The organism is Brevundimonas sp., assembly GCF_044336875.1.
Classification (GTDB): Bacteria; Pseudomonadota; Alphaproteobacteria; order Caulobacterales; family Caulobacteraceae; genus Brevundimonas.
Map to the genome: position 1 here is coordinate 306323 of NZ_JBIIOP010000001.1, position 26031 is coordinate 332353.

The 26031-nt window shown below is 69.1% G+C and carries 18 protein-coding genes, 1 tRNA gene and 1 riboswitch; of the genes, 9 read left to right on the forward strand and 10 right to left on the reverse strand.

Annotation, left to right across the window (positions count from 1 at the left end):
• The first annotated feature begins 97 nt into the window (after positions 1-97).
• A complete protein-coding gene (gene thrC, locus ACIQ1T_RS01535) occupies positions 98-1480 on the forward strand; it encodes a threonine synthase (protein ID WP_395942726.1) in 1383 nt (460 codons plus the stop codon).
• Positions 1481-1671: 191 nt separating this feature from the next.
• Here the strand turns inward: thrC and ACIQ1T_RS01540 are convergent, their stop codons facing one another.
• From ACIQ1T_RS01540 to ACIQ1T_RS01560, 5 genes are all read right to left on the reverse strand, one after another.
• On the reverse strand, positions 1672-1989 hold the full coding sequence (locus ACIQ1T_RS01540) for a CsbD family protein (protein WP_395942727.1): 318 nt from the start codon (positions 1987-1989) through the stop codon (positions 1672-1674).
• Between the two features lie 216 nt (positions 1990-2205).
• Positions 2206-2427: a hypothetical protein gene (locus tag ACIQ1T_RS01545; protein ID WP_395942728.1), complete on the reverse strand. Its 222-nt coding sequence runs from the start codon at positions 2425-2427 to the stop codon at positions 2206-2208.
• Positions 2428-3101: 674 nt separating this feature from the next.
• Positions 3102-4073 carry a homoserine kinase gene (gene thrB / locus ACIQ1T_RS01550; protein WP_395942729.1) on the reverse strand — a complete coding sequence of 324 codons (972 nt, stop codon included), beginning with the start codon at positions 4071-4073 and terminating at the stop codon, positions 3102-3104.
• Between the two features lie 3 nt (positions 4074-4076).
• The gene (locus tag ACIQ1T_RS01555; RefSeq protein ID WP_395942730.1) at positions 4077-5816 is read right to left on the reverse strand and encodes a homoserine dehydrogenase; all 1740 of its coding nucleotides are present in this window, start codon (positions 5814-5816) and stop codon (positions 4077-4079) included.
• Positions 5817-5918: 102 nt separating this feature from the next.
• Complete coding sequence (locus ACIQ1T_RS01560; protein WP_395942731.1) at positions 5919-6062, reverse strand: hypothetical protein; 144 nt, start codon at positions 6060-6062, stop codon at positions 5919-5921.
• Positions 6063-6251: 189 nt separating this feature from the next.
• A riboswitch (SAM riboswitch) is annotated at positions 6252-6368 on the forward strand.
• A gap of 79 nt (positions 6369-6447) precedes the next feature.
• On the opposite strand from ACIQ1T_RS01560, the gene ACIQ1T_RS01565 reads away from it, so the two are divergent.
• From ACIQ1T_RS01565 to ACIQ1T_RS01580, 4 genes are all read left to right on the forward strand, one after another.
• The gene (locus ACIQ1T_RS01565; RefSeq protein ID WP_395942732.1) at positions 6448-7491 is read left to right on the forward strand and encodes a homoserine O-succinyltransferase; all 1044 of its coding nucleotides are present in this window, start codon (positions 6448-6450) and stop codon (positions 7489-7491) included.
• Positions 7488-8669 carry a cystathionine gamma-synthase gene (gene metB, locus ACIQ1T_RS01570; RefSeq protein ID WP_395942733.1) on the forward strand — a complete coding sequence of 394 codons (1182 nt, stop codon included), beginning with the start codon at positions 7488-7490 and terminating at the stop codon, positions 8667-8669. Before ACIQ1T_RS01565 ends, metB begins: the two co-directional genes overlap by 4 nt.
• 49 nt (positions 8670-8718) lie before the next feature.
• Positions 8719-8793 (forward strand) — tRNA-Glu (locus ACIQ1T_RS01575).
• A 232-nt stretch (positions 8794-9025) separates the two neighbouring features.
• Positions 9026-9292 carry a hypothetical protein gene (locus ACIQ1T_RS01580; protein WP_395942734.1) on the forward strand — a complete coding sequence of 89 codons (267 nt, stop codon included), beginning with the start codon at positions 9026-9028 and terminating at the stop codon, positions 9290-9292.
• 9 nt (positions 9293-9301) lie between these two features.
• Here ACIQ1T_RS01580 and ACIQ1T_RS01585 read toward each other — a convergent pair whose 3' ends face one another.
• The 4 genes from ACIQ1T_RS01585 to ACIQ1T_RS01600 form a co-directional block, all read right to left on the reverse strand.
• A complete protein-coding gene (locus tag ACIQ1T_RS01585; protein ID WP_395942735.1) occupies positions 9302-10246 on the reverse strand; it encodes a hypothetical protein in 945 nt (314 codons plus the stop codon).
• 4 nt (positions 10247-10250) lie between these two features.
• Positions 10251-11411, reverse strand: coding sequence for a glutamine-hydrolyzing carbamoyl-phosphate synthase small subunit (carA, locus tag ACIQ1T_RS01590; protein ID WP_395942736.1), 1161 nt, complete (start codon positions 11409-11411; stop codon positions 10251-10253).
• Positions 11412-11504: 93 nt separating this feature from the next.
• Positions 11505-13742, reverse strand: coding sequence for a beta-glucosidase BglX (gene bglX / locus ACIQ1T_RS01595; protein ID WP_395942737.1), 2238 nt, complete (start codon positions 13740-13742; stop codon positions 11505-11507).
• A 221-nt stretch (positions 13743-13963) separates the two neighbouring features.
• Positions 13964-14746 carry a ZIP family metal transporter gene (locus tag ACIQ1T_RS01600; protein ID WP_395942738.1) on the reverse strand — a complete coding sequence of 261 codons (783 nt, stop codon included), beginning with the start codon at positions 14744-14746 and terminating at the stop codon, positions 13964-13966.
• Positions 14747-14810: 64 nt separating this feature from the next.
• On the opposite strand from ACIQ1T_RS01600, the gene proB reads away from it, so the two are divergent.
• Entirely contained in the window at positions 14811-15968 is a 1158-nt protein-coding gene (gene proB / locus ACIQ1T_RS01605) for a glutamate 5-kinase (protein ID WP_395942739.1), read from the forward strand.
• Complete coding sequence (locus ACIQ1T_RS01610) at positions 15965-17227, forward strand: glutamate-5-semialdehyde dehydrogenase (protein WP_395942740.1); 1263 nt, start codon at positions 15965-15967, stop codon at positions 17225-17227. The genes proB and ACIQ1T_RS01610 overlap by 4 nt, the downstream gene beginning before the upstream one ends.
• A 186-nt stretch (positions 17228-17413) precedes the next feature.
• Here ACIQ1T_RS01610 and ACIQ1T_RS01615 read toward each other — a convergent pair whose 3' ends face one another.
• Positions 17414-19837, reverse strand: a complete 2424-nt coding sequence (locus ACIQ1T_RS01615; RefSeq protein WP_395942741.1) for a membrane-bound PQQ-dependent dehydrogenase, glucose/quinate/shikimate family — start codon at positions 19835-19837, stop codon at positions 17414-17416.
• A gap of 228 nt (positions 19838-20065) precedes the next feature.
• On the opposite strand from ACIQ1T_RS01615, the gene ACIQ1T_RS01620 reads away from it, so the two are divergent.
• Positions 20066-21493, forward strand: coding sequence for an NAD(P)-dependent oxidoreductase (locus ACIQ1T_RS01620; RefSeq protein WP_395942742.1), 1428 nt, complete (start codon positions 20066-20068; stop codon positions 21491-21493).
• Complete coding sequence (gltB, locus tag ACIQ1T_RS01625) at positions 21490-26001, forward strand: glutamate synthase large subunit (RefSeq protein WP_395942743.1); 4512 nt, start codon at positions 21490-21492, stop codon at positions 25999-26001. Before ACIQ1T_RS01620 ends, gltB begins: the two co-directional genes overlap by 4 nt.
• Positions 26002-26031: the final 30 nt, after the last annotated feature.

A 26031-nucleotide genomic window follows, 5' to 3' on the forward strand; every position in this document is an offset into this window, starting at 1 on the left:
CTTCGCCGCCCCGGCCGTCGAAAATCGTCGCCGCGCCGCCATTTTCGTCCACAAACCGGATGACGCGCCAGCCCCGTCTGGTTACGACCAGACCATTATGACGACTTCCAGCGCCCGCTATGTCTCCACCCGGGGCCAGTCCCCCGAGACCGACTTCTCCGACGCCCTGCTGCGCGGCATCGCGCCCGACGGCGGCCTCTATATGCCGACCGCCTGGCCGACCCTGTCGCCCGAGGCCTGGACCGGAAAATCCGACTACAAGGCGATCGCGCTGGCCGCCATTTCCCCCTTCATCGGCGACGCCCTGCCGGCCGGCGCCCTCGACCGCGCGCTGGACCGACTGACCGCCGGCTTCGCCCATCCGGCGGTGACGCCCCTGGTCGAGCTGGAGCCCGGCCTGTTCGTGCTGGAGCTGTTCCACGGCCCCACCGCCGCCTTCAAGGACCTGGCCATGCAGCTGGTCGCGGCCCTGACCGACGAGGCTTTAGCCGCCTCCGGCGAGCGCCTGACCATCCTGACCGCCACCTCGGGCGACACCGGCGCCGCCGCCGTCCGCGCCTTCGCCGGCGCCAAGGCCGTCGATCTGGTCGTCCTCCACCCTCTGGACCGGGTCTCGCCGGTGCAGCGCAAACAGATGACCACGGTCCAGGCCGACAACGTCCTGAACCTGGCCGTGCGCGGTGATTTCGATGACTGCCAGCGCCTGGTGAAGGGCCTGCTCGCCGACGAGACCCTGCGCGCGACCGGCCGCCTGTCCTCGGTCAATTCGATCAACTGGGCGCGTCTGGCGGGCCAGATCCCCTATTATGTCTCGGCCACCGCCCAACTGGGCGAGGCCGCGACCTTCGTCGTCCCGACCGGCAATTTCGGCGACGCCTTCGCCGGCATCGCCGCCACGAAAATGGGCCTGCCGTCCAACGGCTTCGTCGCCGCCGTCAACCAGAACGACGCCCTGGCCCGAGCGATCAACGACGGCCTCTATGCGCGCCGCGCGGCGGTCGAGAGCGGCAGCGTCTCGATGGACGTCCAGGCCCCGTCCAACTTCGAGCGTCTGGTGTTCGAGGCGACCGGCCGCGACGCCGAGGCGACCCGCGCGGTGTTCGAGACCTTCGCCCGCGACGGCGCCGTGGCCTTCTCGCCCGAGCTGCTGGCGGCCCTGCGCGCGGAAGTCTCCGCCGTCTCCATCGACGAGGACGAGACCCGCGCCGAGATCGCCCACGCCCATCAGGCCTGGGGCCGCGTCGTCTGCCCGCACACAGCGGTGGCCCTCGCCGCCGCCCGCCGCGTCGACCGCTCCAAGGGCCCGGTCGTCGCCCTGTCGACCGCCCACCCGTCCAAGTTCGGCGCCTTCGTCTCGGCCGTGCTGGGCTTCGAGCCCGAGCCCGCCCCGGTCATCGCCGCCCTCGGCGATCAGGCGGAACGGATGACGGTGGTCGACGCGACGATGGACGCCTGCCTGGCGGCGATCACGGCCAAATAGCGCACACAAGCACATCTCCCTCCCCGTCCCGGGGAGGGTCGTCACGCAGCGACGGGGTGGGGGCGGCCGGCACGGCCGCACTGCCAGAGACAGGACAGATTTGTGGGGTTTCGTTCGGCCGCCCCCACCCGACCTCGCTTCGCTCGGCCACCCTCCCCGAACGGGGAGGGAGAACTCGGTGCGACTTCGGCCTACCGCCGACGCCCGCCGCGCGTGACCAGTCCGGCCAGCAGCAGACCCACGCCCGCCACCGACAGGGTCGTCACCAGCGGTTTCTTGCGCGCCGCAGCCGCGACTTCGCGCGCCTTGGGCCGGTATTCCTCGGGGGCCTTCTCGACCAGGCGGTCGATGGCGTCCATCGCCTTGCCGAACTGCTCCAGCGACTTGCCCTTGGCCTCGTTATAGGCGCCCTCGACCTGCAGCTTCTGGTCGCCGACCAGCTTGCCGAAACCCTTCTGCGCCTTGCCTTCCAGCTGGGTGGCGGCGCCGTTGATCTGTTCGTCGGTCATGATGAAATCTCGTTCTCGGGGAGCGCGACCTTGGCCGCATAAACCATCAAACCCCGGACCGCCGTTCAGTTCCAGCGGCGTGTGGGCGCGGGGTGTTTGATGTCGGACGCTGGCCCAGGCGGCGATGTCGCAAATCGACCCGTTGCGGACATTGGCAGGCACGCCGCATTACCTGTCGTCTGGATTACCTGTCGTCTGGATTACCTGTCGTATGGATTACCGCTCGTCAGAACTTTTCGGCTGAGACCTGCGGTGAGAGCGAGCTGCTGCATCAACTACGGCGACCGCGATCATTGAGAACACGCTGACCACCATCGCCCCGAGGGCTAGATTAAACCAAGCGGCGCCGAAGGGAGCAAACTTCGGGCCGCCTGCAAGCGATACGGCGACGATGATGGCGAGAAGAAAGGCCGCCACGCCAATCAAAGCCACTTTCATATCGCAACGCCTAGTTCCGTTTCGCAAAACATAGACCAGATGGCGCCGGTTTGCGAGGTCAGCTAACCACCCCCAGCTGAACTTCCGACTATCCGCTTGAAACGGCGGAGAGGCGTTTCTTCCGCTCCCAATTCTGAAAGCGAAACCCAGCATTTTCAGCCGCCTGGCTGTCGGAACCGGCAATCGACCTGTCACCCTCCAGAACCGCGCCATAATCCCCGCGCGGTCTTTGAAAACGTGAACCCCGCCACGGCGGCGATTGCACTATTTGCACATTGCACTGTCTTCGCCTGTGCAAGTGCGATTTCCCGGCGTCGATTTCGGACTATTCGGACGTTTCGGACTCTGTTTTCCAACACCACTCTCGTCATCCTAGGCCTTGTGCCTAGGATCCAGACTCCCGGTGTCTGGCGACGGCGCACTCTGCGGAAAAACCGAGCTTATGTATCCTAGGCACAAGGCCTAGGATGACGGACTGGAGAAACGGGCGCCTCCCCAGAGCGCCGATTTCGGACATTTCGGACTATTCGGACTCTGTTTTCGTCCCGACAGCCAGACTGTGGAGCAGCCGGACTGCACTCAGCCCCGAAGGACATACCCACGCACTATCAGCCCCTTAACCCCTGGAAAGGGCACGGACTGCACGAACTGCACCCCGTTTTTTCTTCCCCGCCTCAGACCGGCTCCACCGCCCGCCAGTGGTCCATCCGGCGCAGGAACACCGCCGGATCCTTCGGCGTCACCAGCTTGGACGGATCATGGAAGATCCGGTCATGCAGCCGCGTCACCGTGAACCGCAACGCCGCCGCCTCGCCCAGGCGCGGCAGGGCCGCCCGTTCGGCCTCGCTCAACGGCCGCACCGACTCGTAGCCGCGCTGGAAGGCCTCCAGGGCCGCGAGGTTCGCCCGCCCCTCGGCGTCGAACCCCCAGGCCGACAGCGCGATGGCCAGGTCATAGGCGAAGGCCCCGGTGCAGCCGAAATAGAAGTCGATCACCGCCGAAACCGCCCCGTTCTCGAACAGGATATTGTCCGGGAAATAATCGGCATGGATGGCCCCGCCCGGCAGGTCGCCCCCGAAACTATCGGAGCCGAACGGATCCCCCAGCCGCGCCAGGGCCGCCTCGACCTGGTCCAGCAGCACCCGGTCCTCGCCGGACGCCCCGGCCGCGCACCGGTCCGCCAGCCGTCGCCACATCGCCGGTCCGACCGGATTGTCGCGCAGCACGCCGAAGTCGGCCGCCGCCAGATGCAGCCGGGCCAGCACCGCCCCGGCCGCCGCCTGATCAGCCTCGGACGGCGCCCTCAGCCAGGCGCCGGTCTTCCATTCGATCACCGCCGCCGCCCGGCCGTTCAGCCGCCCCAGCCACTGACCCGCTCGGTTCTCGATCGGCGTCGGACACGGAAAGCCCCGCGCAGCCAGATGGGCCGTCAGCCCCAGGCAGAACGGCAGGGACGCCTCGTCCGTCCGCGCCTCGAACAGGGTCAGGACGAACCGATGCGACCGGCCCTTGCGCACCGTGTCCAGCCGATAGTTGGTGTTCTCCACCCCCTCGGCGATGGCCGTCAGTTCGGCGATCTCGCCCAGATCGTAGCCCGCGAGAAAGCCCTTCGCCTCCTCGACGGAAACGGGGGTGAAGACGGCCATGGCCTAGTTCAGGCCCGCGTCGGCGCGGCGGGCGCGCACGATCTCGGCCAGATCGGCCATGATGCTCTCGGTCGTGGCCCAGCGGCCTGCGCCCCGGCCCCGGCAGCGCCAGACCCGGCCGTCGGCGCCGTAAACCTTCAGCGCATTGCCCTCGCCGCGCAGGTTGGAGAACAGCGGATCGCCATGCTCGGCGTTCAGCGACACCGAGGGCGTGATCACCCCGTCCTTCAGATGGGCGGCGCCGATCTGGCGCACCCCTCCCTCGGCCGAGGTGGCTTGGGTCAGGTGGTCGCGCGGCACGTCTTCGACGGCCGGCGAGACGCCGAACGCCTCGAAGGCCAGCAGCCGCACCTTGGCCGCCGCGTCCAGGCCCTCCAGATCCGACGACGGATCCTCCTCGGCGAAGCCGGCCGCCCGGGCGTCGGCCAGGGCCTCGCCGAAGGCGGCGCCGTCGCCCAGGCGCTCCAGCATGAAGTTGACCGTCCCGTTCAGCACCGCCTCGAACCCGACCACCTCGCCGGCGGCGCGGGCCGCGCGGACCGTCTCGACCATGGGTGCGCCGCCGCCGACCGAGGCCGACCAGAAGACGCGGCGTCCATGGGCCCTGGCCAGATCCTGCAGGCCGCCGGGATCGCGGCTGACCGCCTGTTTGTTGGCGCTGGCCACATCGCAGCCGGCCTCCAGGGCGGCGCGGATCACCGCATGACCGGCCTCGCCCTCCGACAGGGCCTCCAGCACGATGTCGGGCTTCTTCGCCCACAGATCGGCGGGGTCGGCGGTGAACAATTCCTGCGGGCAGGCCACGTCGCGGACCTTGGCCGGATTGCGCACCAGCACTCCGACCACGTCATAGCGCGGATCCTGAAGCAGTTTCCCCAGCACCCCGCCGCCGACCACGCCGCAGCCCGCGACCGCCACCTTCAGCGGCGGCAGGGCCGGGGCCGGTCCGGGGGGCGCCGACTTCTCGCCGATGACCGTGCCGTCGGCCCGGTCCAGGGCCGCCACCTCGATCTCCACGCCCCGGCTCTCGCCCAGGTCGATGGCGTCATGCTGCACCAGGGCGCCGCCCAGCTTGCGCGCCACGTCCCAGGAGGCGCGGCGGTAACGCAGGGCCGGGGCCGTATTGTCGTTCGGATCATGGTCGTACAGGCCGTCCACATCCTTCACCAGCCGCACCTTCTTCAGCCCCAGCTCGGCCGCCAGGAAGACCGCCGTCAGGTCCGACCCGCCCCGGCCCAGCAGGGCCACCTTGCCGTCCGGCCGCACGGCGCCGAAGCCTGGAACCACCACCACCTCGTGCCGGTCCAGCGCCTGTTTCAGGTGATCGGGACGCAGGCCGCAGGGCCGCGAATGCTCCGGCTCGCCCTCGGCGACGATGCCCAGCTCCCGCACCGACAGGGCGCAGGCGTCCAGGCCGATCCGGTCGCAGGCGATGGCTGTCAGGGCGGCCGACTTTTCCTCGCCTAGGGCCACATAGCCGGGCAGCAGGTCGTTGGAATGGGCCAGGCCCAGGGCCCGCGCCTCGCCCAGCATCCGGTCGGTCGCCCCGCCGAAGGCCGAGACCACAGCCACCACCTTCCGCCCCGCCCGCACATGACCATAGACGGCCGAGGCCACCAGCGGCGCCTCCGCCGGGCTGCGCAGGATGGACGAGCCGAACTTCAGCACCACCACCTCGGGGGCTGGCTGTTTACTGGGGTCGGGGTTCTCGGATTTCTCTACGACGGCGAGGGAGGCGGACATTGGGGGTTCTCGGATATTCGGGATGGGGTGGGGTGAAATAGAAAAACCCCGCCAGGCGGACCGGGCGGGGTTCGGGTTCTGCGGTTGCCGGTGTTCGGCGCGCTAAACTCGTCCCGCCCATGAGGGCATGGTGGTGGTGGTGCCGGTGACGCCGCCGATAATCGAGCCGCCGATAATCATGCCGAAACGCGTCGCGGCGAGGCCGGCGACGGTCGAAACTTCGGCGATGAGCGAGCGCTGATGCACAGGGCGGGTCCGATTGAAATCTGAGCCTAGGGTGATCCAGCTTCCCCGCCGCCGTCAAGCCCGGTCGCATGATTTTTTCACGACAGCGCCGCGAGGATCAGTTTTCCACCCGCTACCGACCACACGAGGCGGGCCTAGGGGCGGAATTTTTCACTTGACTGAAGAGCGTCAAATCGTCAGTTCTAAAAGCACTCATCAAGACCAGCCGAGGGATTAGGCCCTTTGACGCTGGGGCAACCATCAGGTCTTACCGCCTGAAACGGTGCCAACTCCTGCGGGGTCCTTCGGGGTCGCGAGAGATGAGTGGAGCATCGACGAGGCGACGCTCCACGATCTGTCACCGCATCGAGCCTTGCTGAGGCGAGAATGATGCGGACGACGATTGATGACCCTGGCTGAAACATCCCTGCTTGAAGAGCCCTTCTGTCGGCCCCAGCCGATCGACGCCCCCGTTGCGCGTGAGCGGGGCGGCGCCCGTGACGTCATCGTCCCCCTGCCCGCCGACTTCCGCCTGGCCTCGGGCGAAAAGCTGAACCAGCCCAATATCGTGGGCCGCATCCACGGCCGCGCCGGCGCGCCGGTCGTCGTCGTCGCCGGCGGCATCTCGGCCGGCCGTTTCGTCCACCGCACCGAGACCAACGGCCTGGGCTGGTGGTCGGGCGCCGTGTCGGTGCGCGGCCCCATCGACCTGTCGCGCCTTCAGGTCCTGGCCATCGACTTCGCCCCGGGCGCCGAGTTCCAGGACACGGCCGTCACCATCACCACCCATGACCAGGCCCGGCTGCTGGCCCTGGTGCTGAACCACCTGAAGGTCGAGCGGATCGCCGCCTTCGTCGGCTGCTCCTACGGCGGCATGGTCGGCCTGGCCTTCGCCGAGCTATTCCCCGACCGGGCCGAACAGCTGATCGTCGTCTCGGCCGCCCACCGCGCCCACCCCCAGGCCACCGCCTGGCGCGGCATACAGCGCCGCATCCTGCAGTTCGCCGTCGCCGCCGGCCGTCCGGAAGAGGGCGTCGCCCTGGCCCGCGAACTGGCCATGACCACCTATCGCACGGCGGAAGAGTTCAACGACCGCTTCGACGGCGCCGCCCCCCAGGCCGCCGGCGGCGCCTATCCGGTCTGCGACTATCTGACGGCGCGGGGCCAGGCCTACCGCACCCACACCACCCCGGCCCGCTGGCTGTCGATGTCGGATTCGCTCGACCGCCACAGCGTGACGCCCGAGGCGATCAAGACCCCGGTCACCCTGATCGGCTTCACCTCCGACCGGCTGGTGCCGATCGACGACATGCGCGAACTGGCCGCGCGCCTGCCGACCCTGTGGCGCTTCGTCGAAGCCCCCTCCCTCTACGGCCACGACGCCTTTCTGAAGGAGGACGCCTTCGTCGGCGACATCCTCCGCTCCGCCTTCAAGGATATCAAAGCATGACCCGCCGCCCCGCTGATCCACACACCATCGCCGCCCGCACGGGCGTGGACTCGGACACGGCCCACGGCGCGGTCATGCCGCCCCTGTATCTGTCGTCCAACTATTCCTTCGCCGGCTTCGACCAGAAGCGGAAGTACGACTACAGCCGCTCGGGCAATCCGACCCGCGACGTTCTGGCCGAGACCCTGACCGAGCTGGAAGGCGGCGCCGGCGCCGTCATCACCGCCACCGGCATGGCCGCGGTTGACCTGCCCCTGGCCCTGCTGGAGCCCGGCGATCTGCTGATCGCCCCGCACGACTGTTACGGCGGCACCTGCCGCCTTCTGACCGCCCGCGCGAAGAAGGGGCACTTCAAGCTGCTGCTGGTCGACCAGGGCGATCCCGTCGCCTTCGAGGAGGCCCTGGCGCTGAAGCCCAAACTGGTCCTGGTCGAGACCCCGTCCAACCCGCTGCTGCGTCTGGTCGACGTCGCCGACATCTGCACCCGCGCCCACGCCGCCGGGGCCAAGGTGGTCTGCGACAACACCTTCCTGTCGCCCGCCCTGCAGAACCCGATCAAGCTGGGCGCCGACTTCGTCGTCCATTCGACCACCAAATTCATCAACGGCCATTCCGACGTGGTCGGGGGCGCCGTGGTCTCGGCCGACGCCGAGGATCACCAGACCCTGGCCTGGTGGGCCAACTGCACCGGCGTGACCGGCTCGCCGTTCGACGCCTATCTGACCCTGCGCGGCGTGCGCACCCTGTTCGCCCGCATCGAGCGCCAGCAGGCCACCGCCGCCCGCATCGCCGAGCAACTGGACGCCCACCCGGCGGTCAAGGTCGTCCACTACCCCGGCCTGAAGTCCCACCCGAACCACGCCCTGGTCGCCCGCCAGCAGGCCGGCCCCGGCGCCATGCTCAGCTTCGAGCTGGAAGGCGGCACGGCCGCCGTGCGCGACCTGGTCGAGGGCCTGGAGATCTTCACCCTGGCCGAGTCCCTGGGCGGGGTCGAAAGCCTGATCGCCCACCCGGCCACCATGACCCACGCCGCCATGACCCCGGAGCAGCGCGCCACCGCCGGCATCGGCGACGGCCTGGTCCGCCTGTCGGTCGGACTGGAGCATGTCGAGGACCTGATCGCCGACCTGTTCCCGGCCCTGGACGCCCTGGCGCCGGAAAAGGCCGAGGCCGCGTAATTTTCGCTTGCAGAAGGGGCCGAACCGGGGCAAATGCGCCGCCCCAGCCGGTCCCTTCGTCTATCGGTTAGGACGTCAGGTTTTCAACCTGAAAAGAGGGGTTCGACTCCCCTAGGGACTGCCACTGGCGCTTCGCGTCGGCCGGCCCGCCGGCTGGGACAATCGGAACGGCCGTCGAGCGAATGCTCCGCCCCCGGATTAACCAAATCGTAACCATATTGACCAGATCGCGGCAGGTAAGCCTCTCGATTCACGGACTTTTTTCGGACGCAGTCGGGAACTATCCACAGGCGCTGTGGTTAACCCGTCGTTAGCCCGGTGCAGAAGCGCCTTCCCTCCTGCCCCCGAGTGAATCCATGTTCATCGCCATCGCCCGTCCGGCGGTGGAGCCCCAAGGCCCCGACGCCGTCGCCGTCCCCGGCTCTCCCGCCATCGTCGAACTGTCGCCTCGCGCCCTCCACGCGCGCCTTCTCGAAAACGCCGCCCTCAGACGAATGCGGGGGCTGGAACGCCGCCGCGAGCATCGGCTCGACGACGCCGACTACTGGCTCCATGCGGCCCCCATCGCCGTCCGCAAGGCCAGCGCCCTGCGTGAGGACAAGAGCTTCCTCAGCCTGCCCTAGAAACGGGGCCTAGCGCAGTTCCGGCATGCGCCGCCGCAGCGACGCCTTCCATTTGCGCAACCGTTGCCCAGTCGATTTCGGTCGCACTCGCTCACGATGCTCCAGCCCGCCGCCCCACAGCGCGTGGACAGCCGCGTCCAGATGCGGATGGCGGTCGTGCTGATGGACGATGGGGCTGAAGCTGGCGTCGGGATTGATCACCCGCCCATCCTCGAACCGCAAGGTCTCGCCCGGCGTCAGGCCCAGCGTCGCCACTCGACCGTAGTTGGGCCGGATCGTCGCCGCGACCAGTCCTTGATGGATCGCCATGTTGAACCCCGCCTGATCCGCGCCGAAGGCTCCGCCGATCTCGGACCGGGGCGTGGCGGCCAGGGACAGGATCAACCGCGACAGGCGCGAAATCTCGGCGCGCGGGCCCAGGATGGTGCCGACGCACAGGCAGGTCTTGTCCGCCAGATCCGCCGCAATCCCCTCGCCGAACAGGGCGCGCAGATATTTCATGTTGAAGGCGTGGTCGCCCAGCGGCGCCTCGGCCTCGACGAAGGCTTCCAGCCCCTGGGGCGCAGGCGCGAAGGGCGGGGCCTGGAAGATGACGTCGCGCACATCGCAGGCCAGGGCCGCGCCCGGCCGGTCGCCCAGCAGGCCGGCGAAGGCGACGAACCTCTGCATCACCGGATGAGGCGCCCAGCCGCGCCACGCGGGTGCGTCCACGGCGGTCACCTGATGCGCGGCCAGGAAGGCGCGCAGTTCGGGCTCGGCGTCGACGACCAGGGCCACAGGCCCGTCAAACACGGCCCGCAGCGACAGGACGAAGGGCGCGATGTCGGCGGCGTCGTAGCCGGTGGCGTAGCCGACCACCGCATCCCCGTCGGGCAAGGGCTGGAACCGCCCGGCGGCGGGAAGCGCCTCGGCCAGCCAGTCCAGATAGTCCGACCGCGCCGCCCCCTGCTTCATGGCGTCAGCGCGCGCCCATCAGATCGGCGAACCGGTCGAACAGATACAGGCTGTCGGTCGGTCCGGGCGAAGCTTCGGGGTGGTGCTGGACGCTGAAGATCGGCTTGTCCTTGACGGCGATGCCGCAGTTGGTGCCGTCGAACAGACTGACGTGGGTCTCGGTCACCGCTTCCGGCAGGCTGTCGCGGTCGACGGTGAAGCCGTGATTCATCGAGACGATCTCGACCTTGCCCGTGGTCAGGTCCTTGACCGGATGGTTGGCGCCGTGGTGGCCCTGTTCCATCTTCACCGTCCTGGCGCCCAGGGCCAGGGCCAGCATCTGGTGCCCCAGGCAGATGCCCATCAGGGGCTTGCCGCTGGCCACCAGCTTCTGGATCTCGGGCACGGCATAGGCGCCGGTCGCGGCCGGATCGCCCGGACCGTTGGACAGGACCACGCCGTCAGGATTGCGGGCCAGGACCTCTTCGGCCGTCGTCGTCGCAGGGACCACGGTGATCTTGGCGCCGGTCGAGGCCAGGGCGCGCAGGATGTTGCGCTTCACCCCATAGTCGATGACGACCACATCCTTGCGACCCTGGGTCTTGGGGTGACCTTCCGGCCAGGCCCACAGGCCCTCGTCCCATTCGAACGCCTGAAGCGTCGAGGCGGGCTTGGCCAGGTCCAGACCGACCAGACCGGTCCAGGCCTGGGCCTGGGCGACCAGGGCGTCCAGGTCGAACTCGCCGTTCGGATCATGGGCGATGACCGCATGGGGCGCGCCCTTGTCGCGGATGATCTTGGTCAGGGCGCGGGTGTCGACGCCCGCCAGACCGACCACGCCGCGACGTTTCATCCAGGCGTCGAAGCTGGCGTCCGACCGATAGCTGGCCGGATCGGTCGGCACGTCGCGGAAGATGGCGCCGCGCGCCGAGGTGTCCGAACCGCCGCCGATCTGTTCGATGTCTTCCACGTTCGTGCCGGTGTTGCCGACGTGCGGGAAGGTGAAGGCCAGGATCTGGCTCATGTAGGACGGGTCGGTCAGGATTTCCTGATAGCCGGTCATGGCGGTGTTGAAGACCACCTCGCCCAGGGCCGATCCGGCGGCGCCGACGCCGATCCCCTGCAGGATGGTGCCGTCGGCGAGCGCGAGGACGCCTGTCGCGCCCGGAAGAATCTTGGTCATCATGGGCGCGCTCCTAAAACCGAATCCTGCCCAAACCGGGGCGGGACGCAAACGGCGGGGTCGTTAGGCCCTGCCGCCCGCCCCGTCAACCGATCGTCAACGCCCGTCCGACACCGAAGCGGGTCCGACCAGCTGGAATGTGGAGGTCACGCCGCCCTGGGCGTGGGGCGCCAGCCAGATGTCGAACAGGCCCGGCTCGATCCGATAGGTCTCGTCCGCCCCGATGAAGCCCAACTGGCGGGCGTTCAGGGTGAAACCGACCTTCTCGCTCTGCCCCGGCTTCAACGTCACCTTCTTGAAGTCCTTCAGCAGCCGTCCCGGCTGGGTCAGGCTGGCGACCCGGTCGTGGATATAGAGCTGAACCAGCTCCTCGGCGGTGCGCGCCCCCGTATTGGTGACGGTCACGGCGACATCCAGAGTCCCGGCCCACTGAAGCCGATCGGTCTCCATCTCGATCGGCCCGTAGGTGATCGATCCATAGGTCAGGCCATAGCCGAACGGATACAGGGCCGTATTGGGCGTCTCGCGATAGCGGGACTTGTATTCCTCGGTCGCCAGATCGGGATTGGCCGGACGGCCGGTCGTCTTGCGATCGTAGGAATAGGGTTGCTGGCCCGACTTGTGCGGGAAGCTGACCGGCAGGCGCGCCGACGGGCCGTGGTCGCCGAAGATCACGTCAGCGACGGCGGCGCCCATCTGCTCGCCCAGGAACCAGGTCACGACGATGGCCTGGGCGTTCTTGACGTTCCCCTCCAGCGCCAGGGCGCGGCCGTTGCGCAGCAGCACGACCATCGGCTTGCCCAGGGCGGCCATGGCGTCGACCAGGGCCATCTGCGGCGCGGGCACGACGATCTCGGTGCGCGACTGGGCCTCGCCCGACATCTTCAGGCTTTCGCCGATGGCCAGGACGATGACGTCGGCGCTCTCGGCGGCGCGGATCGCCTCGGCGATACCGCCGTCCAGAGACGTCTCCACGTCGGAGCCGCGCGCGATGGTCAGGTTCTGCGGATCGCTCATGGCGGCGCGGAAACCGGCCTCCAGCGAGACCCGACGCTCGGGCGCGCCCCAGATGGTCCACGGCCCCCAGACATTGTCCACGTCGTCGGCGAACGGGCCGACCAGGGCGATCTTCTGGCTCTTGTTCAGCGGCAGAAGCCCGTTGTCGTTCTTCAGCAGGACCACCGACTTGCGGCCCGCCTCGCGCGACAGCTCGACGTGTTCGCGCGACCCGACCACGGCCTTCTCGCGCGCCACGTCGGTGCCGCGGTAGGGATTGTCGAACAGGCCCAGGGCCGCCTTGGTGGTCAGGACGCGGCGCACGGCCTCGTCCAGACGCGCCATCGACACCTCGCCGCTGGCGACCAGGCCGGGCAGGTGTTCCAGATACAGGCCCGAGACCATCGACACGTCGACCCCGGCGTTGAAGGCCAGGCGGGCGGCGTCGCGGCCGTCCTCGGCGAAGCCGTGGGCGACCAGTTCCTGTTCGGAAGTGTAGTCCGAGACGACGAAGCCTTCGAAGCCCCATTCGCCGCGCAGGATGTCGGTCAGCAGCTTGCGGCTGCCCGAGGCCGGCACGCCGTTGACATCGTTGAAGGCGCTCATGATCGACAGGGCGCCGGCGTCCACGGCCGACTTGAACGGCGGCAGGAAGACGCCCCGCAAGGTCTGCTCGCTCATGTCGGTGGTGTTGTACTCGACCCCGCCGGCGGCGGCGGAATAGGCGGCCATGTGTTTGGCGGTGGCCAGGACCGCGTCCTCGGCGTCCAGACCCTTTTCACCCTGGAAGCCGCGCACGCGGGCGGCGGCCAGCAGATTGTTCAGCAGCACGTCCTCGCCGGCGCCCTCGACATTGCGGCCCCAGCGCTGGTCGCGGGCCACGTCCACCATGGGCGCATAGGTCTGGTGCACGGCCGAGGCCGCCGTCTCGATCGCCGAGGCGCGGGCGGTGCGGCGCGCCAGGTCGGTGTCGAAGGCCGCCGCCTCGGCCAGAGGCACGGGGAAGATGGTCGACAGGCCGTGGATCACGTCGGCTGCGAACAGCAGCGGGATTTTCAGCCGGGTCTCTTCCATCGCCACCTGCTGGATGCGGCGGCCGGTCTCGGCGCCGATGCCGTTGAACAGGGAGCCGACCTTGCCCTCGCGGATCATGGCCGTGACGCGGGCGGGATCGCCCGTGCCGTCCAGCGGGTTCACAGCCGTCGGCATCCAGCGGAAGGGATCGGCCAGCAGGTTCAGCTGACCCGCCTTCTCCTCGACGGTCATGGCCGCGATCAGGTCTTCGATCCGCTGGCGGTGACGTTGAACGGTGCGGGAAATCTCGGCGTTAGCAGGCATGGGGAAGACTCCGGCGCCCATCAGGGCGAGAAGCCCCAGGCCAGACAATACATTTCTACGAGAAGCCGCGGTCTTGAGGGGTCGCGTCTGAGTCATGGCGCTCCGGGAGGTCTCAGGGTCGAGGCAAGCGAGAGGCCTAACCCTCCGCACCCGCCCGGTTCAACCCCTGGGGGCGATGTAAATGATGTAACTGACGAAGGGCCGCACGGGCGTCCGTCGCCTTAACCGAGCGCGATGTCGAGAAACATCATACCCACCAGGCCTATCATCAGGCCGATCATCGAGCCGTCGCCCTTGGACTGTTCGCGGGTCTCGGGGATGATCTCGGCGGTGACGACATAGATCATGGCGCCGGCCGCCAGGCCCAGGCCCCACGGCAGGGCGCCGGGCAACAGACCGACCACGCTGGCCCCGATTAGACCGCCGACCGGCTCGACCAGACCCGAGGCCAGCGCCCCCAGGAAGGCGGCCCAGCGGCCGTAGCCCAGCGAGGCCATGGCGGCGAAGACGGCCAAGCCCTCGGGCATGTTCTGAATGCCGATGCCCAGGGCGGTGGCTAGGCCCTGTTGCATGTCGCCGCCGCCGAAACTGACGCCGACCGCCGCCCCCTCGGGGAAGTTGTGCAGGGTGATGGCGATGATGAACAGCCAGATGCGCCGCGCCAGATGCCGCGACTGGGCCGGGCCGATGGCCAGCATGTCCACCGGCGCGAACCGGTTCATCAGGCCGATCACCGTGGCCCCGATCAACACCGCCGCCGCCATGGTTCCGGCCGCCCGCGCCTGGGACGCCCCGCCCGCCTGCAGCACGTCCACGCCGGGAATGATCAGGGAGAAGAAGGAGGCCGCCAGCATGACCCCGGCGGCGAAACCCAGCAGCACGCTCTGGGTCTGCTGGCCCGGCCGTTTCAGGAACAGCATCGGCAGGGCGCCGACCGCCGTCATCATACCCGCCGCCAGACTGCCCAGAGCGCCGGCGGCGATGGGGGAAAGGGATTCCATCATTCCCCTGCTCTGGCGACCTATACAGCAAGAGACAAGCGGGAATGCGCGGGTTAGAGAAACCGTCATGTCCCAAGCCGCCTCCCCTGCCCCGCGCCTCGACGCCGCCTCCGCCCTGGAGGCGGCGCGTCGCGTCGTGGTCAAGATCGGGTCGTCGCTGCTGATCGACGCCGAAACCCGGCGGCCGACGCGCGACTGGCTGGCGGCCATGGCCAGCGATCTGGCGGCGCTGAAGGCGGGCGGGCGCGAGGTGATCGTCGTCTCGTCCGGCTCCATCGCCCTGGGGCGCGGTCGTCTGCCCGGACTGGGCGCGAGACTGGAGGACAAGCAGGCGGCGGCCTCGGTCGGCCAGTCCCTGCTCATGGCCGCCTGGTCCGAGGCGCTGGAGCCGCACGGCCTGATCGCCGGCCAGGTCCTGTTGACCCGCGACGACACCGAACGCCGCCGTCGCTGGCTGAACGGCCGGGCCACGGTCGAGGCCCTGCTGGCTCACGGCGTCATCCCCATCGTCAACGAGAACGACACGGTGGCGACCGAGGAGATCCGCTACGGCGACAACGACCGGCTGGCGGCGCGCACGGCGCAGCTGGCGCGGGCCGACCTGCTGGTCCTGCTGTCCGACGTGGACGGCCTCTACACCGCCGATCCGCGCCGCGATCCGACCGCCGCCCACCTGCCGCTGATTGAAAGCCTGACGCCCGAGATCCTGGCCATGGGCGGGGGCGCCAACGCCGAGGCCGGCGTCGGCACCGGCGGCATGGCGACCAAGCTGGCGGCGGCCCAGATCGCCCGTTCGGCCGGCTGCGCCACCATCATTGCCTCGGGCCAGACCGTGTCGCCTTTGTCGGCCATTCGCGACGGCGCCCGCGCCACCCTGATCGCCGCGCCCGACGGGCCTATGGCCGCCTACAAGCAGTGGATCGCGGGCAGCCTGTCGCCCGCCGGGGAGCTGAGGCTGGACGCCGGCGCCGTGACGGCGCTGAAGGCGGGCAAGAGCCTGCTGCCCGCCGGCGTCACCGCCGTGGTCGGCGGCTTCGAGAAGGGCGACTGCGTGCGCCTGATCGATCCCGAGGGCCGGGCCGTGGGCGTGGGTCTCGCCGCCTATCCGGCCGACGAGGCCGCCCGCATCCGGGGCCGCCGCAGCGACGAGATCGAGACGATCCTGGGCTATCGCGGCGCCTCTGTGCTGATCCACCGCGACGACATGGTGCTGGACGACCGATGACCGAGCTTTCGACCCGAATGACCGACCTGGGCCGCCGCGCCCGCGCCGCCGCCGCAGCCTTACGTGAAGCGCCGGCCGCCGCCCGCACCCGCGCCCTGGAACGGCTGGCCGAGAAACTGAAGGCCGCCGAGGCCGACATCCTGGCCGCCAACGCCCGCGACGTCGAAGCCGGCCGCGCCGGCGGCATGACCGAGGCCCTGATCGACCGCCTGTCCCTGACGCACGCCCGCGTCTCCGGCATGGCCGAGGCGGTGGCCATCATCGCCGCCGTGCCCGATCCGCTGGGCGTCGAGACCGAACGCTGGACCCCGGCCAACGGCCTGGACATCGCCCGCGTCCGCACCCCCATCGGCGTGCTGGGCGTCATCTACGAGAGCCGGCCCAATGTCACCGCCGACGCCGCCGCCCTGTGCATTCGCTCGGGCAATGCGGCCATCCTGCGCTGCGGTTCGGACTGTCTGCAGTCGTCCCTGGCCATCGCCGCCCTGATCGCCGAGGCCCTGGCCGAAGCCGGCCTGCCCGCCGACGCGGTGCAACTGGTGGACACGCCCGACCGGGCGGCCGTGGGCCTGATGCTGTCCGGTCTGGACGGCGCCATCGACGTCATCATCCCGCGCGGCGGCAAGAGCCTGGTCGCCCGCGTCCAGGCCGAGGCCAAGACGGCGGTGCTGAGCCATCTGGAAGGCCTGAACCACACCTATCTGCACGAAGCCGCCGACCTGGACGCCGCCCGCGCCATCGTCCTGAACGCCAAGATGCGCCGCGTCTCGGTGTGCGGCGCGACCGAGACCCTGCTGGTGGACCGGGCCGGGGCCGAGCGCCTTCTGCCCGCCGTCGCCGCCGACCTGATCGCCGCCGGCTGCGAACTGCGCGGCGACGACGCGGCCCGCGCCCTGGTCCCGCAGATGAAGCCCGCGACCGAGGCCGACTGGACCACCGAATATCTAGCCCCGATCCTGGCGGTGCGGATCGTCGAGGACCTGGACGCCGCGACCGACCACATCGCCCGCTACGGCTCGGGCCACACCGAGGCCGTCGTCACCACCGACGCCGAGGCCGCCGAAAAGTTCGCCTCCAAGGTCGACAGCGCCATCGTCCTGATCAACGCCTCGACCCAGTTCGCCGACGGCGGCGAGTTCGGCTTCGGCGGCGAGATCGGCATATCGACCGCCCGCCTGCACGCGCGCGGCCCGGTCGGGGCGGAACAGTTGACGACCTACAAATATGTGGTGCGGGGTCAGGGGCAGACCCGGCCCTGAAGTCGCACGCCCCTCTCCCTCCCCGTTCGGGGAGGGTGGCCGAGCCGCAGGCGAGGTCGGGTGGGGGCGGCCAGGCGATACACCTCCCAAACGCGAAGAGGCGGCTCGTTTCCGAGCCGCCCCCACCCGGTCGCTGGCGCGACCACCCTCCCCCGAGGGGGAGGGAGAGTTCAGTGCGCTGTCGCCTTACGACGGCAGAGCGTAAGCGATCACATAGTCGCCTTCCGGCGTCTCCATGAAGTGGTGGCCGCCCGCCATGATGACGAGATACTGACGGCCGTTCTGCTCGTAGATCATCGGATTGGCCTGGCCGCCGGCCGGCAGCACGTCCGACCAGACGGTCTTGCCCGTCTCGATGTCGATGGCGCGGATCAGATCGTCGGTCGCCGCAGCGATGAAGATCAGACCGCCCGCCGTGACCACCGAACCGCCGTTGTTCGGCGTGCCGATTTCCAGCGGCAGGTGCGAGGCGATGCCCCACGGGCCGTTCTTGCGGGCCGTGCCGAACGGACGGTCCCACAGGGTGCGGCCGGTGCGCATGTCGATGGCGGTGATGCCGCCGTACGGGGGCTCCTTGCAGAGCAGGCCCGTCCACTTCACGCGCCAGCCGGCGTTGACGTCGATGGCGTAGGGCACGCCGATCTGCGGGTCGCCGGCGCCTTCGCCCTTGGACAGGCTGCCGCCACGTTCGGCCGCTTCCTTCTGCTGGGCGATGTAGCGGGGGTCGTCGCGCGGGAACCAGCCCTTGGCGTCCGCCTCGGCGCGGGGCACCAAGCGGTTGTAGTTGGGCATGTCGTTGTAGTTGGCGACGATCACGCCACGGGCCGGATCGACCGAGACGCCGCCCCAGTCCGAACCGCCGTTATAGCCCGGATAGTTGATGTAATAATTGGTCGAGGGCGGGGTGTAATAGCCTTGGTAGTTCGCCTTCTTGAAGTTGATGCGGCACATCATCTGGTCGATCGGGGACATGCCCCACATGTCGGCCTCGACCAGGTTCGGCTTGCGCAGGCTGGCGAACAGCGAGAACGGCTGGGTCGGCGACCGCTGGCCCTGTTCGGCGCCGCCCGTGGTCGGAACCTTGCGCTCTTCCACACCGTGCAGCAGCTGGCCGGTGGCGCGGTTGAAGACATACATGTCGCCTTGCTTGGTCGGCACCAGCAGGGCCGGCACCACGCCCGCCGCGGTCGGATAGTCGATCAGGGTCGCCTGCGAGCCGTGGTCGAAGTCCCAGACGTCGTTATGGACGGTCTGATAGTGCCAGCGCGGCTTGCCGGTGGTCACGTCCAGGGCGACGATCGAGGTCGAATACTGCTTCTCCAGCGGACGGCGCGAGCTGGACCAGTAGTCGGCGGCCGAGTTGCCCATGGGCAGATAGACCAGGCCCAGGTTCTCGTCGCCCGAGGCCGTCGTCCACATGTTCGGCGTGCCGGGGGTGTAGGTCTCGCCTGCCGGGGGCAGGCCGTTGCGGTCGGGACGCATCATGTCCCAGGCGAACCGAAGCGCGCCGGTCTCGACGTCGAAGCCCTGGATCACGCCCGAGGCGTTCCAGCGTTTCTGGCCGTCCAGCACCTGGTGGCCGGTAACGATGACGCCGCGCACGATGACCGGAGCCGAGGTGATCGACACCATGCCGGGGTACGGGTCGCCCATGCCTTCCTTGATGCTGACGGCGCCGTTCTGGCCGAAGGCCGGGCACGGACGGCCCGTCTGGGCGTCGACGGCGACGATACGGCCGTCCAGCGTGCCCTCGATGATCTTGGTCGCGCAGGGCTCGGCCGGATTGGCGTTGGCGCGGGCGTGATAGGTCACACCGCGGCAGGCCGCAGTATAGGGGATCTGGTCGTCGGCGACCTTGGGATCATAGGTCCATTTCTGCTGGCCGGTGGCGGCGTCCACCGCGAACAGCTTGTTGCGCGAGGAGCAGAGATAGACGGTGTTGCCGACCTTCAGCGGGGTGGTTTCCGCACCCCAGCGTTCGCCGGGCAGGTCGCCGGTGCGGAAGGTCCAGGCCCGTTCCAGCTTTCCGACATTGTCCTTGTTGATCTGGGTCAGGGGCGAATAGTGCTGGGCGCTGTCGGTGCCGCCCCAGGCGGGCCAGTCTGCGCCGGTCTTCAGGAAGGCGGGGTCGTTATAGGCGCCGCGCACGCCCGGAACCGGGTTGAGCACCTGGGCCTTGTTGGCCTGGGCGACCACCAGGCCGAAGACGACGGTCAGGACCGCCAGACCCAGGGCGCCGCCGCCGGCCAGCTTGCCGCCGCCGCGCGTCTTCAGCACCGGCAGGGTCGCGAGGACCAGGAACATCAGCACCAGCGGGCCGACCAGGCGCGGCACCAGGGCCCAGCCGTTCAGGCCCTTTTCCCACAGCGACCAGAGCAGGGTGAAGATAAAGACCGCGCCGTAGATCCAGGCGCCCTTGATGTCGCGGAAGACGAGGAAGAAGCCCGAAGCGATCAATCCCAGGCCTGCGACCAGATAATACCAGGAGCCCCCGAGGGTCGCGAGCTGTACGCCGCCGATGGTCAGGACGAGACCGATTATGGCGAGCAGGGCGCCCAGGAGGAGCGTCAGCCACCCTCCCAGACCGGTTGGTGATGTCCATCGTGGCATGAAAGCCCCCTTTGGCTGCTGTGAGGGAACAGCAACGCTCCGAAACAGCGTCGGTTCCTAATTGTCGCACTGGGGAACTAAACTTTGATGTGTGAAATGGCAAATCTCGCGCACGAATTTTATATCAATGGTCACAGTGTGGGTTTATTTTTGCATTTTAATCATCGTAATGACGGTTCACGCAAACGGTAATTGCGCAAGCCCGGCCGTTTGCGGCATATGCGGCCTATGCATAAGACCCTGAAGCAAGGCGGGACTTTCGTCGTCGAACCGCGCCGCCTCTCGAAGGCCACAGCCGAACTGCGCACGCGCGGTTACGGCGAGATCACGATTCCCCCGTCCACCGAGACGGCCGAGAAACAGGCCTCGCGCTGCACCGACTGCGGCGTGCCCTTCTGCCAGAACGCCTGCCCGCTTCAGAACAATATTCCCGACTGGCTGCGCCTCTCGGCCGAGAACGAGGCGCGCGAAGCCTGGCGCGTGTCGTCCCAGACCTCGACCATGCCCGAGATCTGCGGCCGCATCTGCCCGCAGGACCGTCTGTGCGAGGGAGCCTGCACCCTGAACCAGTCCGGCTGGGACGCCGTGACCATCGGCTCGGTCGAGGCCTGGTTGGGCGATCAGGCCTGGGAAAAGGGCTGGGTCGAACCGATCCGTCCGGCCGCCGAACGCGGCGAGACCATCGGCATCGTCGGCGCCGGCCCGGCCGGCCTGGCCGCCGCCGACCGGCTGCGCTCCGAAGGTTATCAGGTCACCGTCTATGACCGGCACGACCGGGCCGGCGGCCTGCTGATCTACGGCATCCCTGGCTTCAAGCTGGAGAAGCACGTCGTCCAGCGGCGCGTGGATCGTCTGGCCGAAGGCGGCGTCCAGTTCGTGCTGGGCTGCGAGATCGGCAAGGACGTGACCCTGACCGAACTGCGCGACCGCCACGACGTCGTGCTGCTGGCCATGGGCGTCTATCAGCCGCGCATCCTGTCGGCGCCGGGCCGGGGTCCGGACTCGACCATCGAGGCCCTGTCGTATCTGACCCATCAGAACCGCCGCGACCTGGGCGATGCGGAACAGGACGGCTGGCACGAGGCGCGCGGCAAGCGGGTGGTCGTGATCGGCGGCGGCGACACCGCCATGGACTGCGTCCGCACCGCCATCCGCCAGGGCGCCGCCAGCGTGACCTGCCTCTATCGCCGCGACCGCGAGAACATGCCCGGCTCGGCCCGCGAGGTCGCCAACGCCGAGGAGGAAGGCGTCGTCTTCGAATGGCTGGGCGCGCCCAAGGCCCTGCTGTCGCAGGGCGATGTCGTCACCGGCGTCCGCGCCGCGCGGATGCAGCTGACGGAAGGCCTTCCCGGCCAGCGCCGCGACATCGTGCCCTTGCCCGGCGCCGACTTCGACATTCCGGCCGACATCGTCATCGAGGCCCTGGGCTTCTCGCCCGAGCCCTTCGCCGCACACGAGCCTGACCTGCGTCTGCGCGACGACGGGACCATCAAGGTCGGGTCCGTCAGCTTCGCCACCAGCCTGCCCGGCGTCTTCGCCGCCGGCGACGCGGTGCGCGGCGCCTCGCTGGTCGTCTGGGCCGTCCGGGAAGGCCAGGACGCCGCCGCCGAGATCGACCGTTACTTCAAGACCCGCACCGAGGAGGTCGCGGCATGACCTGGCTGAACAAGTACAACGAGACCCGCGACCGGCTGGAAGCCGGCAACGCCTATGACCGCAGCTCGGAACGCGACGCCTGCGGCGTGGGCCTGGTCTGCTCCATCGACGGCACGCCCCGCCGCGACGTGGTCGAATACGCCATCCGCAGCCTGAAGGCCGTGGCCCACCGGGGCGCGGTCGATCCCGACGGCCTGTCAGGCGACGGCGCCGGCATCATGGCCGAACTGCCGCAAGGCTTCTTCGCCGAACAGGTGGCCTCGATCGGCCAGTCCCTGCGTCCCGGCCCGATCTGCGTCGGCCAGGTCTTCCTGCCGCGCACCGACCTGGGCGCCCAGGACCGCGCCCGCGCCATCGTCGAGACCGAGGCCCTGCGCGCCGGTTTCTGGATCTACGGCTGGCGCCAGACCCCCATCGACCTGTCGGTCGTCGGGACCAAGGCCGGGGCGACCCGGCCCGAGATCGAACAGATCATGCTGGCCCCGCCGCTGGACGACGCCGGCGAGCCCCTGAGCGGCGAGGCGCTGGAACGCGAACTATATCTGTGCCGCCGCCGCATCGAGAAGACGGTCAAGACCGAGAACCTGGCCGCCGTCTATATCTGCACCCTGTCGGCGCGCTCCATCGCCTACAAGGGTATGGTCCGGGCCGAACTGCTGGGCGACCTGTATCCCGACCTGGAGGATCCGCGCTTCGTCTCGGCCTACGCCGTCTTCCACCAGCGCTATTCGACCAACACCTTCCCCGAATGGAAGCTGGCCCAGCCCTTCCGCATGATGGCCCACAACGGCGAGATCAACACGCTGAAGGGCAATCTGAACTGGATGAAGTCGCACGAGATCCGCATGGCCGCACAGGCCTTCGGCGACCGCGACCGCGAGGTGAAGCCGGTGGTCCAGCCGGGCGGATCGGACTCCGCCGCCCTGGACAATGTCATGGAGGTTCTGGTCCACGCCGGTCGCCCCGCGCCGATGGCCAAGGCCCTGCTGATCCCCGAGGCCTGGGCCAAGGACGACGTGGTCATGCCCACCGAACACCGGGCCTTCTACGCCTATTGCAACGCCGTCATGGAGCCGTGGGACGGCCCGGCCGCCATCTGCGCCGCCGACGGCCGCTGGATCGTGGCGGGCAAGGACCGCAACGGCCTGCGCCCCCTGCGCGCGGTAGAGACGGTCGACGGCCTGCTGATGGCGGGCTCCGAAGCCGGTCTGGTGCCGATCCCCGAGAGCCGGGTGAAGCGCCGCCTGCACATCGGTCCCGGCAAGCTGATCGCCGTCGACATGAAGCACGGCCGTCTGTACGACGAGCACGAGGCCATCGACGCCCTGTCCGCCGCCCACCCCTATACCGAGTGGCTGGACAATATGGTCGATCTGGAGCCGATCATCGGCCCCGGACCGGAACCGCGCGCCGTCACCGGCGAGGACCTGACCCGTCGCCAGATCGCCGCCGGATACAGCCGCGAGGATCTGGACCTGCTGCTGGACGCCCTGGTGCGCGACGGCAAGGAGGCGGTCGGCTCGATGGGCGACGACGCCCCGCCGGCCGTGCTGTCGGCCCTGCCCCGCCCGCTGTCGCACTATTTCCGCCAGAACTTCAGCCAGGTCACCAACCCGCCCATCGACCCCCTGCGCGAAGCCGGGGCCATGAGCCTGAAGACCCGGTTCAAGAACCTGGGCAATATCCTGGCCGAGGAAGAGGCCCAGACCGACGTCTTCGTTCTGGACAGCCCGGTCCTGACTAACGGCATGTACGAGCGGATGGTCGAGACCGTCGGCGCCGGTTCGACCGTGGTCATCGACTGCAGCTACGACACGCCGCCGGACGACGCGCGCCCCGGCGCCGGCCTGCGCGCCGCGCTCGACCGGATCATGGACGAGGCCGAGACCGCCGCCCGCGACGGCGCCGCCCTGATCGTGCTGACCGACCAGGCGGGCGCGGCGGATCGTCTGGCCGCGCCGATGATCCTGGCCACGGCCGGGGTCCACGGCCGCCTGACCAAGGCGGGCCTGCGCTCCTACTGCTCCATCGTGGTCCGCACCGCCGAGACCCTGGATCCGCACGGCTTCGCCGTCCTGGTCGGGGTGGGCGCCACCACCGTCAACGCCTGGCTGGCCCAGGACCTGTTCCAGGAGCGCCTGGACCGGGGCCTGTATCCGGGCCTGACGCTGCGCGACGCCTGCCTGAACTACAAGGCCGGCATCGAGGCGGGCCTGCTGAAGACCCTGGCCCGAAAGGGGATCAGCGTCATCTCGGCCTATCGCGGCGGCTGCGAGTTCGAGGTGCTGGGCCTGTCCCGCGCCCTGACCGCCGAATTCTTCCCCGGCGCACCCTCGCGGATTTCCGGCATCGGCCTGGCCGGTCTGGAACAGGCGGCGATGAAGCGCCACCGCGTCGCCTGGGGCGAGGCTGTGCCCTCCCCGGCCATCGGCGGCTTCTTCAAGATCCGCTCGGGGGGCGAGGCCCACGCCCACGAGGCCAGGACCATCCATCTGCTGCAGGACGCCTGCAATCGCGGCGACTATCGCCGGTTCAAGCAGTTCTCCGAGGTGGTCCGCGCCCAGGCCGACCTGTCCCTGCGCGACCTGCTGGACTTCCGCGAAGGCGTGGCCATCCCCATCGATCAGGTCGAGAGCGTGTCGGACATCCGCCGCCGCTTCCTGACCCAAGCCATGTCGCTGGGCGCGCTTGGCCCCGAGGCGCACGAGACCCTGAACATCGCCATGAACCGCATCGGCGCCCGGTCGGTGTCCGGCGAGGGCGGCGAGGATCCGGAACGCTACCACCCGCGTCCGAACGGCGACGACGCCAACTCGGCGGTCAAACAGGTGGCCTCGGGCCGGTTCGGCGTCACCGCCGAATATCTGAACCAGTGCCGCGAGATCGAGATCAAGGTGGCCCAGGGCGCCAAGCCCGGCGAGGGCGGGCAACTGCCCGGCTTCAAGGTGACCGAGTTCATCGCCCGGATGCGCCACGCCGTGCCCGGCACCACCCTGATCTCGCCGCCGCCGCACCACGACATCTATTCGATCGAGGACCTGGCCCAGCTCATCTACGACCTGAAGGCCATCAACCCCGACGCGCGGGTGACGGTGAAACTGGTGTCCGCCTCGGGCATCGGCGCCATCGCCTCGGGGGTGGCCAAGGCCAATGCCGACGCCATCCTGATCGCCGGCCATAACGGCGGCACCGGCGCCTCGCCCCAGACCTCGATCAAGCACGCCGGCCTGCCGTGGGAGATCGGTCTCGCCGAGGCCCATCAGGTGCTGACGCTGAACAATCTGCGCGGCTCGGTGACGCTGCGCACCGACGGCGGGGTCCGCACCGGCCGTGACGTGGTCATCGCCGCCATGCTGGGCGCCGAGGAATACGGCGTCGGCACCGCCGCCCTGATCGCCATGGGCTGTCTGATGGTGCGCCAGTGCCATTCGAACACCTGCCCGGTCGGCGTCTGTTCCCAAGACGACCGTCTGCGCGAGAAGTTCACCGGCACCCCGGACAAGGTGGTCAATCTGTTCACCTTCATCGCCGAGGAGACGCGCGAGATCTTGGCCTCGATCGGCGCCCGGACCATGGACGAGATCATCGGCCGCACCGACCTGCTGCGTCAGGTGCGTCGCGGCGGCTCGCATCTGGACGACCTGGACCTGAACCCCCTTCTGGTTCAGGTGGACGAGGGCGCGGCCGGCAAATGGGCCGACAAGACGGCCCGCAAGCCCATCGCCGAAAGCCTGGACGCCCGGGTGCTGAAGGACGCGGTCCGCTTCCTGGATCGCGGCCAGACGCTGGAACTGTCCTATCCGCTGAACAACACCCAGCGCACCGTCGGCGCCGCCGTCTCGTCCGCCATCGTGCGGCGTTTCGGAGCCCAGGGTCCGGCCGGGCGTCTGAAGCTGCGCCTGGAAGGCATCGCCGGCCAGAGCTTCGGCGCCTTCGCCGCCAAGGGTCTGGAACTGCACCTGACCGGCGAGGCCAACGACTATGTCGGCAAGGGCCTGTCGGGCGCCGAAATCTCGATCCGCACCCCGGAATGGCGCGAGGACCAGCTGATCTGCGGCAACACCACCATGTACGGCGCGACCTCGGGTCGGCTGTTCGTGGCCGGGGCGGCAGGCGAGCGGTTCGCCGTCCGCAACTCGGGCGCCGAGGCGGTGGTCGAGGGACTGGGCGCCCACGGCTGCGAATATATGACCGGCGGCCGGGTGGTCGTGCTGGGCTCGGTCGGCTGGAATCTGGCGGCGGGCATGAGCGGCGGCGAGCTGTTCGTGCTGGATCAGCCGGGCTTCGCCGAACGCGCCCTGAACGGAGACCTGGCCGGGGTGTCGGACATGGACGAGGCGGCGGCCGAACGGGTGAAGACCCTGATCGAGGCGCATTTCGCCGCGACCGGATCGCCGCTGGCCCGTCGTCTGCTGGGCGACTGGGACAACACGCTGGACCGTTTCGTTCGTATCGTGCCGCTCACGGACATTGTCAGGAAGGCGGAACGGCTTAAGACTTCGGCCTAGCTGTTCACTCTCTCCTCCCCGAGACCCATC

Coding starts and splice junctions, on each gene's coding strand:
- ACIQ1T_RS01620 (WP_395942742.1), top strand. CDS start 20,066: ATGCATAAGACCCTGAAGCAAGGCGGGACTTTCGTCGTCGAACCGCGC.
- thrC (WP_395942726.1), top strand. CDS start 98: ATGACGACTTCCAGCGCCCGCTATGTCTCCACCCGGGGCCAGTCCCCC.
- ACIQ1T_RS01600 (WP_395942738.1), bottom strand. CDS start 14,746: ATGATGGAATCCCTTTCCCCCATCGCCGCCGGCGCTCTGGGCAGTCTG.
- ACIQ1T_RS01565 (WP_395942732.1), top strand. CDS start 6,448: ATGACCCTGGCTGAAACATCCCTGCTTGAAGAGCCCTTCTGTCGGCCC.
- ACIQ1T_RS01555 (WP_395942730.1), bottom strand. CDS start 5,816: ATGTCCGCCTCCCTCGCCGTCGTAGAGAAATCCGAGAACCCCGACCCC.
- proB (WP_395942739.1), top strand. CDS start 14,811: ATGTCCCAAGCCGCCTCCCCTGCCCCGCGCCTCGACGCCGCCTCCGCC.
- ACIQ1T_RS01545 (WP_395942728.1), bottom strand. CDS start 2,427: ATGAAAGTGGCTTTGATTGGCGTGGCGGCCTTTCTTCTCGCCATCATC.
- ACIQ1T_RS01615 (WP_395942741.1), bottom strand. CDS start 19,837: ATGCCACGATGGACATCACCAACCGGTCTGGGAGGGTGGCTGACGCTC.
- ACIQ1T_RS01580 (WP_395942734.1), top strand. CDS start 9,026: ATGTTCATCGCCATCGCCCGTCCGGCGGTGGAGCCCCAAGGCCCCGAC.
- ACIQ1T_RS01585 (WP_395942735.1), bottom strand. CDS start 10,246: ATGAAGCAGGGGGCGGCGCGGTCGGACTATCTGGACTGGCTGGCCGAG.
- thrB (WP_395942729.1), bottom strand. CDS start 4,073: ATGGCCGTCTTCACCCCCGTTTCCGTCGAGGAGGCGAAGGGCTTTCTC.
- bglX (WP_395942737.1), bottom strand. CDS start 13,742: ATGCCTGCTAACGCCGAGATTTCCCGCACCGTTCAACGTCACCGCCAG.
- metB (WP_395942733.1), top strand. CDS start 7,488: ATGACCCGCCGCCCCGCTGATCCACACACCATCGCCGCCCGCACGGGC.
- gltB (WP_395942743.1), top strand. CDS start 21,490: ATGACCTGGCTGAACAAGTACAACGAGACCCGCGACCGGCTGGAAGCC.
- ACIQ1T_RS01610 (WP_395942740.1), top strand. CDS start 15,965: ATGACCGAGCTTTCGACCCGAATGACCGACCTGGGCCGCCGCGCCCGC.
- ACIQ1T_RS01540 (WP_395942727.1), bottom strand. CDS start 1,989: ATGACCGACGAACAGATCAACGGCGCCGCCACCCAGCTGGAAGGCAAG.
- carA (WP_395942736.1), bottom strand. CDS start 11,411: ATGATGACCAAGATTCTTCCGGGCGCGACAGGCGTCCTCGCGCTCGCC.